The organism is Streptomyces sp. NPDC101151 (genome assembly GCF_044768335.1).
GTDB lineage: Bacteria > Actinomycetota > Actinomycetes > Streptomycetales > Streptomycetaceae > Streptomyces.
In genome coordinates this window covers 487,547-503,983 of the sequence record NZ_JBIWPP010000001.1, presented here as the reverse complement: position 1 = coordinate 503,983, position 16,437 = coordinate 487,547, and the positions used below count along the sequence as shown (strand labels likewise).

Annotated in this window: 13 protein-coding genes and 1 pseudogene; 13 read left to right on the top strand and 1 reads right to left on the bottom strand. The window is 68.9% G+C overall.

What is annotated here, in order from left to right; translation table 11 throughout:
* Positions 1-15 precede the first annotated feature (15 nt).
* From ACIRU3_RS02395 to nuoN, 13 genes are read left to right on the top strand one after another with little or no spacing between them, the layout of a single operon-like run.
* Positions 16-570, top strand: a complete 555-nt coding sequence (locus tag ACIRU3_RS02395; protein WP_393877392.1) for a NuoB/complex I 20 kDa subunit family protein — start codon at positions 16-18, stop codon at positions 568-570.
* Positions 567-1,343: an NADH-quinone oxidoreductase subunit C gene (locus ACIRU3_RS02390; protein ID WP_404050154.1), complete on the top strand. Its 777-nt coding sequence runs from the start codon at positions 567-569 to the stop codon at positions 1,341-1,343. Before ACIRU3_RS02395 ends, ACIRU3_RS02390 begins: the two co-directional genes overlap by 4 nt.
* Positions 1,340-2,680, top strand: a complete 1,341-nt coding sequence (locus ACIRU3_RS02385; protein ID WP_404050151.1) for an NADH-quinone oxidoreductase subunit D — start codon at positions 1,340-1,342, stop codon at positions 2,678-2,680. Before ACIRU3_RS02390 ends, ACIRU3_RS02385 begins: the two co-directional genes overlap by 4 nt.
* The gene (gene nuoE / locus ACIRU3_RS02380; RefSeq protein WP_404050148.1) at positions 2,677-3,549 is read left to right on the top strand and encodes an NADH-quinone oxidoreductase subunit NuoE; all 873 of its coding nucleotides are present in this window, start codon (positions 2,677-2,679) and stop codon (positions 3,547-3,549) included. The genes ACIRU3_RS02385 and nuoE overlap by 4 nt, the downstream gene beginning before the upstream one ends.
* Positions 3,549-4,895 carry an NADH-quinone oxidoreductase subunit NuoF gene (gene nuoF, locus ACIRU3_RS02375; protein ID WP_404050146.1) on the top strand — a complete coding sequence of 449 codons (1,347 nt, stop codon included), beginning with the start codon at positions 3,549-3,551 and terminating at the stop codon, positions 4,893-4,895. The genes nuoE and nuoF overlap by 1 nt, the downstream gene beginning before the upstream one ends.
* Complete coding sequence (locus tag ACIRU3_RS02370; RefSeq protein ID WP_404050143.1) at positions 4,892-7,396, top strand: NADH-quinone oxidoreductase subunit G; 2,505 nt, start codon at positions 4,892-4,894, stop codon at positions 7,394-7,396. The genes nuoF and ACIRU3_RS02370 overlap by 4 nt, the downstream gene beginning before the upstream one ends.
* Positions 7,393-8,757 carry an NADH-quinone oxidoreductase subunit NuoH gene (nuoH, locus tag ACIRU3_RS02365; protein WP_404050141.1) on the top strand — a complete coding sequence of 455 codons (1,365 nt, stop codon included), beginning with the start codon at positions 7,393-7,395 and terminating at the stop codon, positions 8,755-8,757. The genes ACIRU3_RS02370 and nuoH overlap by 4 nt, the downstream gene beginning before the upstream one ends.
* The gene (gene nuoI, locus ACIRU3_RS02360; RefSeq protein ID WP_404050138.1) at positions 8,750-9,388 is read left to right on the top strand and encodes an NADH-quinone oxidoreductase subunit NuoI; all 639 of its coding nucleotides are present in this window, start codon (positions 8,750-8,752) and stop codon (positions 9,386-9,388) included. The genes nuoH and nuoI overlap by 8 nt, the downstream gene beginning before the upstream one ends.
* The gene (locus tag ACIRU3_RS02355) at positions 9,385-10,227 is read left to right on the top strand and encodes an NADH-quinone oxidoreductase subunit J (RefSeq protein WP_404050135.1); all 843 of its coding nucleotides are present in this window, start codon (positions 9,385-9,387) and stop codon (positions 10,225-10,227) included. The genes nuoI and ACIRU3_RS02355 overlap by 4 nt, the downstream gene beginning before the upstream one ends.
* Positions 10,224-10,523 (top strand): NADH-quinone oxidoreductase subunit NuoK, encoded by a 300-nt coding sequence (gene nuoK / locus ACIRU3_RS02350; RefSeq protein WP_066995480.1) that lies wholly within the window; start codon positions 10,224-10,226, stop codon positions 10,521-10,523. Before ACIRU3_RS02355 ends, nuoK begins: the two co-directional genes overlap by 4 nt.
* Before the next feature lie 15 nt (positions 10,524-10,538).
* Positions 10,539-12,440 carry an NADH-quinone oxidoreductase subunit L gene (gene nuoL / locus ACIRU3_RS02345; RefSeq protein WP_404050132.1) on the top strand — a complete coding sequence of 634 codons (1,902 nt, stop codon included), beginning with the start codon at positions 10,539-10,541 and terminating at the stop codon, positions 12,438-12,440.
* A gap of 5 nt (positions 12,441-12,445) precedes the next feature.
* A complete protein-coding gene (locus ACIRU3_RS02340) occupies positions 12,446-14,017 on the top strand; it encodes an NADH-quinone oxidoreductase subunit M (protein ID WP_404050130.1) in 1,572 nt (523 codons plus the stop codon).
* A complete protein-coding gene (gene nuoN, locus ACIRU3_RS02335; RefSeq protein WP_404050127.1) occupies positions 14,014-15,663 on the top strand; it encodes an NADH-quinone oxidoreductase subunit NuoN in 1,650 nt (549 codons plus the stop codon). The genes ACIRU3_RS02340 and nuoN overlap by 4 nt, the downstream gene beginning before the upstream one ends.
* Positions 15,664-15,735: 72 nt before the next feature.
* Here the strand turns inward: nuoN and ACIRU3_RS02330 are convergent.
* Positions 15,736-16,338 (bottom strand): annotated as a pseudogene (locus ACIRU3_RS02330) (Uma2 family endonuclease).
* Positions 16,339-16,437: the final 99 nt, after the last annotated feature.

Below are 16,437 nucleotides of genomic sequence, written 5' to 3'. Positions count from 1 at the left end.
GGGGCCTTTAGAGACATGGGACTCGAAGAAAAGCTGCCGAGCGGCTTCCTGCTGACCACCGTCGAGCAGGCCGCGGGCTGGGTGCGCAAGGCATCGGTCTTCCCGGCCACCTTCGGCCTGGCCTGCTGCGCCATCGAGATGATGACCACCGGCGCCGGCCGCTACGACCTCGCGCGCTTCGGCATGGAGGTCTTCCGCGGCTCGCCGCGCCAGGCGGACCTGATGATCGTCGCCGGCCGGGTCAGCCAGAAGATGGCGCCGGTGCTCAGGCAGGTCTACGACCAGATGCCCAGCCCGAAGTGGGTGATCTCCATGGGTGTCTGCGCCTCCTCGGGCGGCATGTTCAACAACTACGCGATCGTCCAGGGCGTCGACCACATCGTCCCGGTCGACATCTATCTCCCCGGCTGCCCGCCCCGGCCCGAGATGCTGATGGACGCCATCCTCAAGCTCCACCAGAAGATCCAGACCTCCAAGCTCGGCGTGAACGCCGAGGAGGCGGCCCGGGAGGCGGAGGAAGCGGCGCTCAAGGCCCTGCCCACGATCGAGATGAAGGGGCTGCTGCGGTGAGCGACGCGAACGGCACCAACGGCGCGAACGGGTCCGCGAACGGGTCCGCGAACGGGGTGAACCCCGAGAAGGACCTCGCCGCCTCCAACCTCCCCGGCCAGCGCGGCCAGGGCGGCGAGGAGATCCGCGTCCAGCGCGGCATGTTCGGCGCCGACAATGGAGGCGACACCTCCGGCTACGGCGGCCTGGTCCGCTCGGTCCGGCTCCCGGGACCGGCGACCCGGCCCTACGGCGGCTGGTTCGACGAGGTCGCCGACGAGCTGGAGGGCGCCCTGGAGGAACAGGGGCTCCTCCCCGAGAACGCCATCGAGAAGACGGTGGTCGACCGCGACGAGCTGACCTTCCACATCGAACGCGAGCACCTGCTGCGCGTCGCCCGCACGCTGCGCGACGACCCGGCCCTGCGCTTCGAGCTGTGTACCGGCGTCAGCGGCGTCCACTACCTGCACGACAAGGGCCGCGAGCTGCACGCCGTCTACCACCTGCGCTCGATCACCCACAACCGGCTGGTCCGCCTCGAGGTCAGCGCCCCCGACAGCGACCCGCACATCCCGTCCCTGGTCTCCGTCTATCCCACCAACGACTGGCACGAGCGCGAGACCTACGACTTCTTCGGGATCGTCTTCGACGGTCACCCGGCCCTGACCCGGATCATGATGCCGGACGACTGGCAGGGCCACCCGCAGCGCAAGGACTATCCCCTCGGCGGCATCCCCGTCGAGTACAAGGGCGCCCAGATCCCGGCTCCGGACCAGCGGAGGTCGTACTCGTGAGCACGCAGTCAGCATCCGCGGCCTCCGCCGCTTCGGCGCGCGAGACCACCGAAGGCACCGTCTACACGGTCACCGGTGGCGACTGGGACGAGGTCGTCCAGTCCGCGGCCCGCGCCGACGACGAGCGCATCGTCGTCAACATGGGTCCCCAGCACCCCTCCACCCACGGGGTGCTCCGGCTGATCCTGGAGATCGAGGGCGAGACCGTCACCGAGGCCCGCTGCGGCATCGGCTACCTCCACACCGGCATCGAGAAGAACCTCGAGTTCCGCACGTGGACGCAGGGCACCACGTTCGTGACGCGCATGGACTACCTGACGTCCTTCTTCAACGAGACCGCCTACTGTCTCGCCGTCGAGAAGCTCCTCGGCATCGAGGACGAGATCACCGAGCGCGCAAAGATCATCCGGGTGCTTCTGATGGAGCTGAACCGGATGTCCTCCCACCTGGTGTGCATCGCCACCGGTGGTATGGAACTCGGCGCCACCACGATCATGATCTACGGATTCCGTGATCGTGAAATGATTCTCGACATCTACGAGCTCATCACGGGCCTGCGCATGAACCACGCGTACATCCGGCCCGGCGGACTCGCCCAGGACCTGCCGCCCGGCGCGGTGGACCAGATCCGCGAGTTCGTGAAGAAGATGAAGAAGAACCTCCCGGAGTACGACAAGCTCGCCACCGGGAACCCCATCTTCAAGGCCCGCATGCAGGACATCGGCTACCTCGACCTGGCCGGCTGCATGGCCCTCGGCGCCACCGGCCCGATCCTGCGCTCCGCCGGCCTGCCGCACGACCTGCGCAAGACACAGCCGTACTGCGACTACGAGACGTACGACTTCGACGTCCCGACCGCCGACAGCTGCGACTCCTACGGCCGCTTCCTGGTCCGCCTGGAGGAGATGCGCCAGTCGCTCAGGATCGTCGAGCAGTGCCTGGACCGGCTCCAGCCCGGCCCGGTCATGGTCGCCGACAAGAAGATCGCCTGGCCCGCCCAGCTCGCCCTGGGGCCGGACGGCCTCGGTAACTCCCTCGACCACATCAAGAAGATCATGGGCACCTCCATGGAGGCCCTGATCCACCACTTCAAGCTGGTCACCGAGGGCTTCCGTGTCCCGCCGGGACAGGCGTACGCGGCCGTCGAGTCACCCAAGGGCGAACTCGGGGTGCATGCCGTCTCCGACGGCGGCACCCGCCCCTACCGGGTCCACTTCCGCGACCCGTCCTTCACCAACCTGCAGGCCATGGCGGCGATGTGCGAAGGCGGCCAGGTCGCCGACGTCATCGTCGCCGTCGCGTCCATCGACCCCGTGATGGGAGGCGTCGACCGGTGACCACCAGTTCCTCGGAGCGGGGCGTCAGCCTGGGCATGCCCCAACTGCCCGCACCCGCGTTCCCGGACGACGTCCGGGCCCGGCTGGAGACGGACGCGCGCGAGCTGATCGCGCGCTACCCGGACTCCCGGTCCGCCCTGCTGCCGCTGCTGCACCTCGTGCAGTCGGAGGAGGGCCATGTCACGCGCACCGGAATGCAGTTCTGCGCGGACCTGCTGGACCTGACCACGGCCGAGGTCACCGCCGTCGCCACCTTCTACACGATGTACCGGCGCAAGCCCTCCGGTGACTACCAGGTGGGCGTGTGCACCAACACGCTGTGCGCGGTGATGGGCGGCGACGCGATCTTCGAGACCCTCCAGGAGCACCTGGGCGTCGGGAACGGCGAGACCACCGACGACGGCACGGTCACCCTGGAGCACATCGAGTGCAACGCGGCCTGCGACTTCGCGCCGGTCGTGATGGTCAACTGGGAGTTCTTCGACAACCAGACGCCCGGCAGCGCCAAGCGCCTGGTCGACGACCTGCGTGCGGGACGGCCCGTGCAGCCCACGCGCGGTGCGCGGCTGTGCACCTTCAAGGAGACCGCGCGGATCCTGGCCGGCTTCCCCGACGAGCGGCCCGGGGCCGTCGAGGAGAGCGGCAGTGCGGGACCCGCTTCGCTGATGGGCCTCCGCCTGGCAAGGGGAGAGGCCGCACCCGCGCGCGTGGTCCATCCGCGCGACGGCGGTCCGCACGACGAACCACAGGACCGGACAGTGCACGATCCGTCGTCGGCCGAGCACCTCAGCTCGCACGACGCGCCGCAGGAGACATCGGCCTCCGACCCGGCCCACCCGGCAGGGCCCGGCGCCGAGGAGGGGGAGTGATGACCGTGGTTCCCGAACTCAAGGACACCAGCCCCGAGAAGCTGCTCGCACCCGTGCTGTCGGCCTTCTGGGACGAGGACCGGTCCTGGACCCTGGACGTCTACCGGAGGCACGAGGGGTACGAGGGGCTCCGCAAGGCGCTCGCCATGTCGCCGGACGACCTGATCGCGTACGTCAAGGACTCCGGTCTGCGCGGGCGCGGCGGCGCGGGATTCCCGACCGGGATGAAGTGGCAGTTCATTCCGCAGGGCGATGGAAAACCGCACTATCTGGTTGTCAACGCCGACGAATCGGAGCCCGGGACCTGCAAGGACATCCCGCTCCTCTTCGCGAACCCGCACAGCCTCATCGAGGGCATGGTGATCGCGTGCTATGCCATCAGGTCGTCGCACGCCTTCATCTATCTGCGTGGTGAGGTCGTCCCCGTTCTGCGGCGGTTGCACGAGGCCGTGCGGGAGGCCCGCGCGGCCGGCTACCTCGGCGAGAACATCCTGGGCAGCGGCCTCGACCTCGAACTCACCGTGCACGCCGGCGCCGGCGCGTACATCTGCGGTGAGGAGACCGCACTGCTCGACTCGCTCGAAGGCCGCCGTGGTCAACCGCGGCTCCGTCCCCCCTTCCCCGCGGTGGAAGGCCTCTACGCCTGTCCGACTGTGGTGAACAACGTCGAATCGATCGCGTCAGTTCCCGCCATCCTGAAAAACGGCAAGGACTGGTTCAGGTCGATGGGGAGCGAGAAGTCGCCCGGCTTCACGCTCTACTCGCTCAGCGGTCACGTCGCGAGCCCCGGCCAGTACGAGGCGCCGCTCGGCATCACGCTCCGCCAGCTCCTCGACATGAGCGGCGGAATGCGAAGCGGGCATCGCCTCAAGTTCTGGACGCCCGGCGGCTCCTCGACGCCGATGTTCACCGACGAGCACCTCGACGTCCCTCTCGACTACGAAGGAGTGGGCGCCGCGGGTTCCATGCTCGGCACGAAGGCCCTGCAGTGCTTCGACGAGACGACCTGCGTGGTGCGGGCGGTGACCCGGTGGACCGAGTTCTACGCCCACGAGTCCTGCGGCAAATGCACACCCTGCCGTGAAGGGACGTACTGGCTGGTGCAGTTGCTACGGGACATCGAGGCCGGCAAGGGCGTCATGTCCGACCTGGACAAGCTGAACGACATCGCCGACAACATCAACGGCAAGTCCTTCTGCGCTCTCGGCGACGGCGCGGCCTCACCGATCTTCTCCTCGCTGAAGTACTTCCGCGAGGAGTACGAGCAGCACATCACGGGCCGGGGCTGCCCCTTCGACCCGGCCAAGTCGACGGCCTGGGCGGACCGCCCGGAGGTGAACGCATGACCGTGACCACCAGTGCTCCCTCGGGAGGGGGAGAGGCGGCGGTCCCGCCGGAGGACCTCGTCACGCTGACGATCGACGGCGCCGAGATCAGCGTGCCCAAGGGCACCCTGGTCATCCGGGCCGCCGAGCAGCTCGGCATCGAGATCCCCCGCTTCTGCGACCACCCCCTCCTGGACCCCGCCGGTGCCTGCCGTCAGTGCATCGTCGAGGTCGAGGGCCAGCGCAAGCCGATGGCGTCCTGCACGATCACGTGTACGGACGGGATGGCCGTGAAGACCCATCTCACCTCCCCCGTCGCCGAGAAGGCCCAGCAGGGGGTGATGGAGCTGCTGCTCATCAACCACCCGCTGGACTGCCCGGTCTGCGACAAGGGCGGCGAGTGCCCGCTGCAGAACCAGGCCATGTCGCACGGCAACGCGGAGTCCCGTTTCGAGGGCCGCAAACGGACGTACGAGAAGCCCGTCCCGATCTCCACACAGGTGCTGCTCGACCGCGAGCGGTGCGTGCTGTGCGCCCGCTGCACCCGGTTCTCCAACCAGATCGCGGGCGACCCGATGATCGAGCTGCTGGAGCGGGGCGCGCTGCAGCAGGTCGGCACCGGCGAGGGCGACCCCTTCGAGTCGTACTTCTCCGGGAACACCATCCAGATCTGCCCGGTCGGCGCGCTCACCTCGGCGGCCTATCGTTTCCGCTCCCGCCCCTTCGACCTGGTCTCCTCGCCGTCGGTGTGCGAGCACTGCTCTGGCGGCTGCGCCACCCGCACCGACCACCGGCGCGGCAAGGTCATGCGGCGGCTCGCCGCCAACGACCCCGAGGTCAACGAGGAGTGGATCTGCGACAAGGGACGCTTCGCGTTCCGGTACGCCCAGCTCAAGGACCGCCTCGACATCCCGCTCGTGCGCAACGCCGAGGGCGTCCTGGAGCCCGCCTCCTGGCCGGAGGCCCTGGAAGCGGCCGCGCGCGGGCTGACCGCCGCCCGCTCCCGGGCCGGTGTCCTCGCCGGTGGCCGTCTGACCGTCGAGGACGCCTACGCGTACAGCAAGTTCGCGCGCGTGGCGCTCGACACGAACGACATCGACTTCCGCGCGCGCGTGCACAGCGGCGAGGAGGCCGACTTCCTGGCGGCCCGGGTGGCCGGCCGAGGCCGTGACCTCGACGGTACGGGCGTCACGTACACCTCCCTGGAGAAGGCGCCCGCCGTCCTGCTCGTCGGCTTCGAGTCGGAGGAGGAGGCGCCCGGCGTCTTCCTGCGGCTGCGCAAGGCCTGGCGGGGCCACAGGCAGCAGGTGTTCGCGCTGGCCACACACGCCACGCGCGGCCTGGAGAAGGCGGGCGGCACGCTGCTGCCGGCCGCTCCCGGGACCGAGACCGAGTGGCTGGACGCCCTCGCGAGCGGCGTCGTCCTGGAGGAGCCCGGCACGAAGGCCGCCGAGGCCCTGCGCGCAGACGGCGCGGTGATCGTCGTCGGAGAGCGGCTCGCCGCCGTGCCCGGCGGGCTCACCGCCGCCGCACGCGCGGCCGGCGCGACCGGCGCCGAGCTGGTGTGGATCCCGCGACGGGCGGGGGAGCGCGGTGCCGTCGAGGCGGGCGCACTGCCGTCGCTGCTGCCGGGCGGCCGCCCCGCGACCGACCCGCGCGCGCGGGACGAGGTAGCCGCCGTCTGGGGGCTGGCCGAACTGCCCCTGCGCTACGGCCGTGACACCCACCAGATCATCGAGGCCGCCGCCACCGGCGAACTGTCCGCGCTCGTGGTCGCCGGTGTCGAGGCCGCCGACCTGCCCGACCCGGCACGCGCGCGGGAGGCGCTCGACAGTGTCGGCTTCCTGGTGTCGCTGGAACAGCGGCCCAGCGAGGTCACCGAGCGCGCCGACGTCGTCCTGCCGGTCGCCGCGGTCGCCGAGAAGGCGGGCACCTTCCTCAACTGGGAGGGCAGGGTCCGCTTCTTCGAGGCCGCTCTCAAGCCCGAGCAGATGACCCGCCGCCTCGCCCCGACCGACGGGCGCGTGCTGCAGATGCTGGCCGACGCCATGGACGTCCACCTGGGCCTGCCGGACCTGCGCACCACGCGCGCGGAGATCGACCGGCTTGGCGCCTGGGAAGGTCCGCGGGCCACCGGGCCGACGGAGACGGCGGGCGCGCTGCCCCGTCCCGCCGCGGGCGAGGCCGTACTCGCCGGACACCGGCTGCTGCTCGACCACGGTGTCCTGCAGGAGGGCGACGAGGCGCTCGCCGGCACCCGGCACGCCGCACGCGCGCGTGTGTCGGCCGCCACCGCCGCCGAGGCCGGCGTCGAGGACGGCGGGATGCTCGCCGTCACCGGATCGGCCGGCACGACCGCACTCCCGCTCCAGGTCACCGAGATGCCCGACCGGGTGGTGTGGCTCCCGCTGAACTCCGTCGGCTCGGGCGCCGCCTCCGACACCGGCGCGCAGCCCGGCTCCCTCGTCTGTATCGGTCCGGCGGCACTCGCCGAAGAGACCCCCAAGGAGGTGGAGGCATGAGCCCGTATCTCGCCGCTGAAGACCTCTCGATGTTCGGCCGCGACCCCTGGTGGCTGGTCGTCGTCAAGGCGGTGTTCTGCTTCGCCTTCCTGATGGTGACCGTGCTGTTCTCCATCGTCTGGGAGCGCAAGGTCGTCGCCTGGATGCAGCTGCGCATCGGGCCCAACCGGCACGGGCCCTGGGGCATGCTCCAGTCGCTCGCCGACGGCGTGAAGCTGATGCTCAAGGAAGACCTCATCGTCAAGCGCGCTGACAAGGTGGTCTACGTCCTCGCGCCGATCGTCGCGGCCATCCCGGCCTTCATGGCGATCGCGGTGATCCCGTTCGGCCCGGCCGACAACGAGATCTCGATCTTCGGGCACCGCACCACGATGCAGCTCACCGACCTGCCGATCGCGATGCTCTACATCCTCGCGGTCGCCTCCGTCGGCATCTACGGCATCGTCCTCGCGGGTTGGAGTTCCGGATCCACCTACCCGCTCCTCGGCGGCCTGCGCTCCTGCGCGCAGATGATCTCCTACGAGATCGCCATGGGCGCCGCGTTCGCCTCCGTGTTCCTCTACTCGGGGTCGATGTCGACGTCGACGATCGTCGAGCAGCAGCACGACCGCTGGTACATCCTGCTGCTGCCGGTCTCCTTCATCCTCTACATCATCACGATGGTCGGCGAGACCAACCGCGCCCCCTTCGACATGCCGGAGTCCGAGGGCGACCTGGTCGGCGGCTTCAACACCGAGTACTCCTCGATCAAGTTCGCGATGTTCATGCTCGCCGAGTACGTGAACATGGTGACGGTCTCCGCCGTGTCGGCCACCCTCTTCCTCGGCGGCTGGCGCGCCCCGTGGCCGATCAGCGCCTTCTGGGAGGGCGCGAACCACGGCTGGTGGCCGCTGCTCTGGTTCGTCATCAAGGTCCAGCTGCTGCTGTTCTTCTTCATCTGGCTGCGCGGCACGCTCCCACGCGTCCGCTACGACCAGCTGATGAAGCTCGGCTGGAAGGTCCTCATCCCGGTCTCCGTGACCTGGCTGATGCTCGTCGCGACCGTGCGGGCGCTGCGCAACGAGAACTACGACTTCGCCGACATCGCCCTCTACGTCGGCGGCGGTGTCCTCGCCCTGCTGCTGATCTCCTTCGTCGCCGACATGTTCCGCGAGAAGGCCAGGCCGGCCGAGCAGCCCGCTGCCCAGCCCGCCGGATTCGACCCGATGGCGGGCGGATTCCCCGTACCGCCGTTGCCCGGACAGGAACTGCCGCCGGTGCCGAGGCGCAGCCCGCGCCGCGAGCGGGAGCTGATTGTCAGTGGCGGCTCGGACACTGTCAGTGACGGATCTTCGGATGGAAAGGAGGCGTCCGATGGCTGAGGAGCCCAAGGAGGCCGGGCAGACGAAGCCCGGCTTCCAGAATCCCGTGGCCGGCTTCGGCGTGACCTTCAAGGCCATGTTCAAGAAGCGGCTGACCGAGCAGTACCCGGAGCAGCAGAAGACCACAGCTCCGCGGTTCCACGGACGGCACCAGCTCAACCGCCATCCGGACGGTCTGGAGAAGTGTGTCGGCTGCGAGCTGTGCGCCTGGGCCTGCCCCGCCGACGCCATCTATGTGGAGGGCGCCGACAACACCGACGAGGAGCGTTACTCCCCGGGCGAGCGGTACGGCCGCGTCTACCAGATCAACTACGCCCGCTGCATCCTGTGCGGGCTGTGCATCGAGGCGTGCCCCACGCGCGCGTTGACGATGACCAACGAGTTCGAACTGGCCGACTCCAGCCGCGCCAACCTCATCTACACCAAGGAGCAGCTGCTCGCCGGCCTCGAAGAGGGCATGGTCGACACCCCGCACGCGATCTTCCCGGGGACCGACGAACAGGACTACTACCGGGGTCTGGTGACGGAAGCCGCGCCGGGGACCGTGCGGCAGGTGGCCGTCTCCAAGGGCGAACAGTCCCAGATGGCAGGCCCTTCGAGCACGGCCGGGGACCAGGAGGTGGAGGCATGAGCCCGCAGCTCGCCGCCTACACCACCTCCACCGGTGAGGCCTTCCAGTTCTGGGTCCTCGGCACGGTCGCGGTGATCGGCGCCCTGTGCACCGTCTTCATGAAGAAGTCCGTGCACAGCGCGCTCTGCCTCGCCGGGACCATGATCGTCCTGGCGGTGTTCTACCTCGCCAACGGTGCCTACTTCCTCGGGATCGTGCAGATCGTCGTCTACACCGGCGCGATCATGATGCTGTTCCTGTTCGTGGTGATGCTGGTCGGCGTCACGGCCGCGGACTCGCTGAAGGAGACCATCAAGGGCCAGCGCTGGCTGGCCCTTGTGTGCGGGGTCGGCTTCGGCGTCCTGCTCCTCGCGGGCGTCGGGAACGCCTCCCTGACGGAGTTCGCCGGCACCGGTCAGGCGAACGCCAACGGCAACGTGGAGGGCCTCGCGTCCCTCATCTTCACGAAGTACGTCTTCGCCTTCGAAATCACCGGCGCCCTGCTGATCACGGCCGCCGTCGGCGCCATGGTGCTCACCCACCGCGAGCGCACCGAGCGTGCCAAGACCCAGCGCGAGCTGGCCGAGCAGCGCGTCCGCGAGGGCAAGCACCTGCCGCCGCTGCCCGCCCCCGGTGTCTACGCCCGGCACAACGCCGTGGACATCGCGGGCCTGCTGCCCGACGGCACGCCGTCCGAGCTGACCGTCAACAAGACGCTGCGCGAGCGCGGTCAGATCCGTGACGTGTCCGCCGAGGCGCTGAACGACCTGCGGGCGCTGGAGCAGCGCGCGGAGGAGCGCCTGGAGCGCACGGAGATCGAGCCGGCGCACTTCAAGCGGTCCGAGGAGGCGTCGAAGTGAACCCCGTGAACTACCTCTATCTCTCTGCCTTGTTGTTCACGATCGGCGCCACCGGCGTGCTGATCAGGCGGAACGCGATCGTCGTGTTCATGTGCATCGAGCTGATGCTCAACGCCTGCAACCTCGCGTTCGTCGTCTTCTCCCGGATGCACGGCAATCTCGACGGCCAGATCATCGCCTTCTTCACGATGGTCGTCGCCGCCGCGGAGGTCGTGGTCGGGCTCGCGATCATCGTGTCGCTGTTCCGTACCCGCCACTCGGCCTCGGTCGACGACGCCAGCCTGATGAAGCTGTAAGGGGCGCTGGACCGTATGAACGCAGAGAACCTGATTGCGCTGCTGATCGCGGCGCCCCTGCTCGGAGCGGCCGTCCTGCTGGTCGGTGGCCGGCGCCTGGACGCCGTCGGCCACTGGATCGGCACGCTCCTGTCGACGACCTCTTTCGTGTTCGGCGTGATCCTCTTCGCCGATCTGCTGGGCAAGGACGCCGAGCACCGCACCCTGATCCAGCACCTGTACACCTGGATTCCGGTCGAGAGCTTCCAGGCGGACGTCACCTTCCGCCTCGACCAGCTGTCGATGACGTTCGTCCTGCTGATCACCGGCGTCGGCTCGCTGATCCACCTGTACTCGGTCGGGTACATGGAGCACGACGAGCGGCGCCGCCGCTTCTTCGGCTACCTGAACCTGTTCCTCGCGGCGATGCTGCTCCTCGTCCTCGCCGACAACTACCTGCTGCTGTACGTCGGCTGGGAGGGCGTCGGTCTTGCCTCCTACCTGCTGATCGGCTTCTGGCAGCACAAGCCCAGCGCGGCCACGGCGGCGAAGAAGGCCTTCCTGGTCAACCGGGTCGGCGACATGGGCCTGTCCATCGCGATCATGCTGATGTTCACGACGTTCGGGACCTTCGCCTTCGGTCCGGTGTTCAGCCACGTCGGCGACGCCTCCGAGGGCAAGCTCACCGCCATCGCCCTGATGCTTCTGCTCGCCGCCTGCGGCAAGTCGGCCCAGGTGCCGCTGCAGTCCTGGCTCGGGGACGCGATGGAGGGCCCGACCCCGGTCTCGGCCCTCATCCACGCCGCGACGATGGTGACCGCGGGCGTCTACCTGATCGTCCGCTCCTCCGCGATCTTCAACGCGGCACCCGACGCGCAGCTCGTGGTCACCGTGGTCGGTGCGGTCACGCTCCTCTTCGGTGCGATCGTCGGTTGCGCGAAGGACGACATCAAGAAGGCACTGGCCGGCTCGACCATGTCGCAGATCGGCTACATGGTGCTGGCCGCGGGCCTTGGCCCCATCGGCTACGTCTTCGCGATCATGCACCTGGTCACGCACGGCTTCTTCAAGGCCGGGCTGTTCCTCGGCGCCGGCTCGGTCATGCACGGCATGAACGACGAGGTCGACATGCGCAAGTACGGCGGCCTGCGCAAGTACATGCCGGTCACCTTCGTCACCTTCGGCCTCGGCTACCTCGCCATCATCGGCTTCCCGGGCCTGTCCGGCTTCTTCTCCAAGGACAAGATCATCGAGGCGGCCTTCGCCAAGGGCGGCACCGAGGGCTGGATCCTCGGCGGCGCGGCCCTGCTGGGCGCGGCCATCACCGCCTTCTACATGACGCGCGTGATGCTGATGACCTTCTTCGGTGAGAAGCGCTGGCAGCCGGACGAGAACGGCAGCGAGCCGCACCCGCACGAGTCGCCCAAGGTCATGACGATCCCGATGATCGTGCTCGCGTTCGGGTCGGTCTTCGCCGGCGGCCTGTTCAGCTTCGGCGACCGCTTCCTGAACTGGCTGGAGCCGGTCACCGGCCACAGCGAGGGCGACTCGCCGCTCAGCGCGGCGACGGTCACCGGCGCGACCATGGTGTGCCTGGTCGTCGGTGTGGCCGTCGCCTGGGCCCAGTACGGCCGCAAGCCCGTCCCGGTCCTCGCCCCGCGCGGGTCGCTGCTCACCCGGGCCGCCCGGCGCGACCTGCTCCAGGACGACTTCAACCACGTCGTCCTGGTGCGCGGCGGAGAGCACCTCACGCGCTCCCTGGTGTACGTCGACCACACCCTGGTCGACGGCGTCGTGAACGGCACGGCGGCCGGCTTCGGCGGCCTGTCCGGGCGGCTGCGCCGGATCCAGAACGGCTTCGCCCGCTCCTACGCGGTCTCGATGTTCGGCGGTGCGGCTCTCCTGGTCGCCGCGACCCTGCTGATGAGGGCGGTCTGATACCGATGTCCTTTCCCCTGCTGACAGCGACGGCGGCACTCCCGGCCGTCGGAGCGGTCGTCACAGCCGCCGTACCGGCAGCGCGGCGCACGGCCGCGAAGTGGCTGGCGCTGATCGTCTCGCTCGCCACGCTCGGCCTGGCGGCCACCGTCCTGGTCCGCTTCGACCCGGACGGCTCCCGCTACCAGCTCACCGAATCCCACGCCTGGATCAAGGACTTCGGGGTCCGCTACGAGCTGGGCGTCGACGGCATCGCCGTGGCGCTCGTCGCGCTGACCGCCCTGCTGATCCCGTTCGTGATCCTCGCCGGCTGGCACGACGCCGACCCGCTGGAGACCGGCAGCCGCCGCTGGCGGCCCACCCAGGGCTTCTTCGCGCTGATCCTGGCCGTCGAGGCGATGGTGATCATCTCCTTCGAGGCCACCGACGTCTTTCTCTTCTACATCTTCTTCGAAGCCATGCTCATCCCGATGTACTTCCTCATCGGAGGCTTCGGGGACCGTGCCCACGAGCACGGCGAGGAGGCGGCCTCCACACAGCGGTCGTACGCGGCGGTGAAGTTCCTGCTCTACAACCTGGCCGGCGGCCTGATCATGCTGGCCGCGGTGATCGGCCTCTACGTGGTCGCGGGGAACTTCTCGCTCACGGAGATCGCGCAGGCCCGCGCCGACGGCTCACTGCACATGGCGACCAACACCGAACGCTGGCTCTTCCTCGGCTTCTTCTTCGCCTTCGCGGTGAAGGCGCCCCTGTGGCCGCTGCACACCTGGCTGCCCAACGCCATGCAGGAGTCCACCGCCCCGGTCGCCGTCCTCATCACCGCGGTCGTCGACAAGGTGGGCACCTTCGCGATGCTCCGCTTCTGCCTCCAGCTGTTCCCGGAGGCCAGCAAGTGGGCGACGCCCGTCATCCTCGTACTGGCGCTCATCAGCATCGTCTACGGCGCACTGCTCGCCGTGGGCCAGCGGGACATCAAGCGACTGGTGGCCTACGCGTCGATCTCGCACTTCGGCTTCATCATCATGGGCATCTTCGCGATGACCAGCCAGGGGCAGTCCGGTGCCACGCTCTACATGGTCAACCACGGCATCTCCACGGCCGCGCTGATGCTGGTCGCCGGATTCCTGATCTCCCGGCGCGGCTCGCGCCTCATCGCCGACTACGGCGGTGTGCAGAAGGTCGCCCCGGTGCTCGCCGGCACCTTCCTGATCGGCAGCCTCGCCACCCTGTCGCTGCCGGGGCTCGCCCCGTTCGTGAGTGAGTTCCTGGTCCTGGTCGGCACGTTCACGCGATATCCGGTGATCGGCATCATCGCCACCTTCGGCATCGTCCTCGCCGCGCTCTACACCCTGGTGCTGTACCAGCGGACGATGACGGGCCCGGTGAAGCCCGAGGTCTCGGCGATGCCCGACCTCCGCGCGCGCGAGCTGGTGGTCGTCGCCCCGCTGGTCGTGCTGCTGATCTTCCTGGGCGTCTACCCGAAGCCCGTCACGGACATCGTCAACCCGGCGGTCAAGCAGACCATGTCCGACGTACACAAGACCGACCCCAAGCCCTCGGTGGAGGCGGCCAAGTGAGCGCAACAGCTGTCCACAGCCTGTGGACAACCGCGGCCGATCCGATCTCGAAGATCCCGGCACCGAAGATCGAATACGGACAATTGTCGCCGACCTTGATCGTCGTCGGTGCGGCGCTGGTCGGAGTGCTGGTCGAGGCGTTCGTCCCGCGCAGGTCCCGCTACTACGCGCAGGTGTTCGTGTCGGTCGTCGCGCTCTGTGCCGCGTTCGCCGCGGTCGTCGCGCTGGCGGCCGACGGGTACGGCACCACGAAGGCGCACATCGCGGCCATGGGCGCGATCGCGGTCGACGGGCCCTCCCTGTTCCTGCAGGGCACGATCCTGCTCGCCGGCCTGGTCGGCCTGTTCACCTTCGCCGAGCGGCGCCTGGACCCGGAGGCGCACGGCAACCGGGTCGACTCCTTCGCCGCGCAGGCCGCCTCCGTGCCGGGCAGTGACGGCGAGAAGGCCGCCGTGAAGGCCGGGTTCACCACCACCGAGGTCTTCCCGCTGCTGCTCTTCGCGATCGCCGGCATGCTGGTGTTCCCCTCGGCCAACGACCTGCTGACGCTGTTCGTGGCCCTGGAGGTCCTCTCCCTGCCGCTGTACCTGCTGTGCGCGCTGGCCCGCCGCAAGCGGCTGATGTCGCAGGAGGCCGCGGTCAAGTACTTCCTGCTCGGCGCGTTCGCCTCGGCGTTCACGCTGTTCGGCATCGCCCTGCTGTACGGCTACGCGGGCTCGGTGTCGTACGCGCGCATCGCGCAGGTCGTCGACGGCACGGTCGCCAACGTCGACCCGGCGCTCGCCGACACCATGGGCAACGACGCGCTGCTGCTGATCGGCACCGGGCTGGTCGTCATGGGCCTGCTGTTCAAGGTGGGCGCGGTGCCGTTCCACATGTGGACGCCCGACGTCTACCAGGGCGCGCCGACACCGGTGACCGGCTTCATGGCGGCGGCGACGAAGGTGGCGGCGTTCGGCGCGCTGCTGCGCCTGCTGTACGTCGTCCTGCCCGGCATGCGCTGGGACTGGCGGCCGGTCATGTGGGCGGTGGCGATCATCACCATGCTGGGCGGCGCGATCGTCGCGATCACGCAGACCGACATCAAGCGGCTGCTGGCCTACTCGTCCATCGCACACGCCGGATTCATCCTCGCGGGTGTCATCGCGACCTCGAAGGACGGCGTGTCGTCCGTCCTGTTCTACCTGGCCGGGTACTCGTTCGTGACGATCGGCGCCTTCGCGGTGGTCACGCTGGTGCGCGACGCGGGCGGCGAGGCGACCCACCTGTCCAAGTGGGCCGGGCTCGGTCGCCGTTCGCCACTGGTGGCGGCCGTGTTCGCGGTGTTCCTGCTGGCCTTCGCCGGTATCCCGCTGACCTCCGGCTTCGCCGGGAAGTTCGCCGTGTTCAAGGCGGCGGCGGACGGTGGCGCGGCCCCGCTGGTCGTGGTCGGTGTGATCTCCTCGGCGATCGCCGCGTTCTTCTACATCCGCGTGATCGTGCTGATGTTCTTCAGCGAGCCGAAGCCCGAGGGCCCGACCGTGGCCGTGCCGTCGCCGCTGACCATGGCGGCGATCGGCATGGGAGTGGCGGTCACCGTGGTGCTCGGTGTGGCACCGCAGTACTTCCTGAACCTGGCGAGCCAGGCGGGAGTGTTCGTGCGCTGACGCTCGCCGCGTACATGACGTTGCCCGGCCCCCTCGTTCAGAAGGGTGCCGGGCAACTGCATGTTTCCGGCATCACTGACTCCTGTCGCGGCGTACCTTGATCTGTGTGAGGTCGAGGTCCAGCGGGAACGGCACGTCCAGCTTCATCCGCTCGCGGAAGATACCGGTACCGGTGTAGGTGCCGGTCGTCGGCTCCAGCTCGAAGACGTGAACCGCGGCCCGGCCCTCCTCGTTCTCGACCCGCCAGTAGTGGGGGATCTTCGCGCGCGCGTACTTCAGCGGCTTGGTCTCGCGGTCACGGGAGACCGAGTCCTCGGAGACGACGTCGATGGCCAGGACGACGGACTCCGCAGGGAAGCGGGTCTGGTACGGGTCTTCCACCACGTCCGCCCGCACGACGACGACATCCGGCTCGGGCCGGTTCTGGCGGTCGATGTCGATTGTGAACTCGCGGATGACCTCGAATTCCTCGGGTGCCAGCGACCGCAGCTACCAATTGAAGAAGTCGACAGCGCGGGCATGAAACAGAGTCTGCGGACTCACGAAGACCAGGCTCCCGTCGATCAATTCCGTGTGCGGAGGAAGATTCGGAAGCCGGTCCAGGTCGTCTGCGGTCCAGCCGCCCTCCGGCGGCATCGGCCAGCTCGACGCGGACGCCTTCGGTGCGACGCTCATCAGTGCTCCCATGGGACGGAGTCTCGCCGGTGCATTCAGACTATCGGCCGGAAAAGGGCGAGTCTCCGCGAACGTGTGAACGACATTCGTGTCCTTGAC

Bases quoted from the DNA above. Each gene is read 5' to 3' on its own strand.
- ACIRU3_RS02395 (WP_393877392.1), top strand. From the start codon at position 16: ATGGGACTCGAAGAAAAGCTGCCGAGCGGCTTCCTGCTGACCACCGTC.
- nuoF (WP_404050146.1), top strand. From the start codon at position 3,549: ATGACCGTGGTTCCCGAACTCAAGGACACCAGCCCCGAGAAGCTGCTC.
- ACIRU3_RS02370 (WP_404050143.1), top strand. From the start codon at position 4,892: ATGACCGTGACCACCAGTGCTCCCTCGGGAGGGGGAGAGGCGGCGGTC.
- nuoH (WP_404050141.1), top strand. From the start codon at position 7,393: ATGAGCCCGTATCTCGCCGCTGAAGACCTCTCGATGTTCGGCCGCGAC.
- nuoI (WP_404050138.1), top strand. From the start codon at position 8,750: ATGGCTGAGGAGCCCAAGGAGGCCGGGCAGACGAAGCCCGGCTTCCAG.
- ACIRU3_RS02355 (WP_404050135.1), top strand. From the start codon at position 9,385: ATGAGCCCGCAGCTCGCCGCCTACACCACCTCCACCGGTGAGGCCTTC.
- nuoL (WP_404050132.1), top strand. From the start codon at position 10,539: ATGAACGCAGAGAACCTGATTGCGCTGCTGATCGCGGCGCCCCTGCTC.
- ACIRU3_RS02340 (WP_404050130.1), top strand. From the start codon at position 12,446: ATGTCCTTTCCCCTGCTGACAGCGACGGCGGCACTCCCGGCCGTCGGA.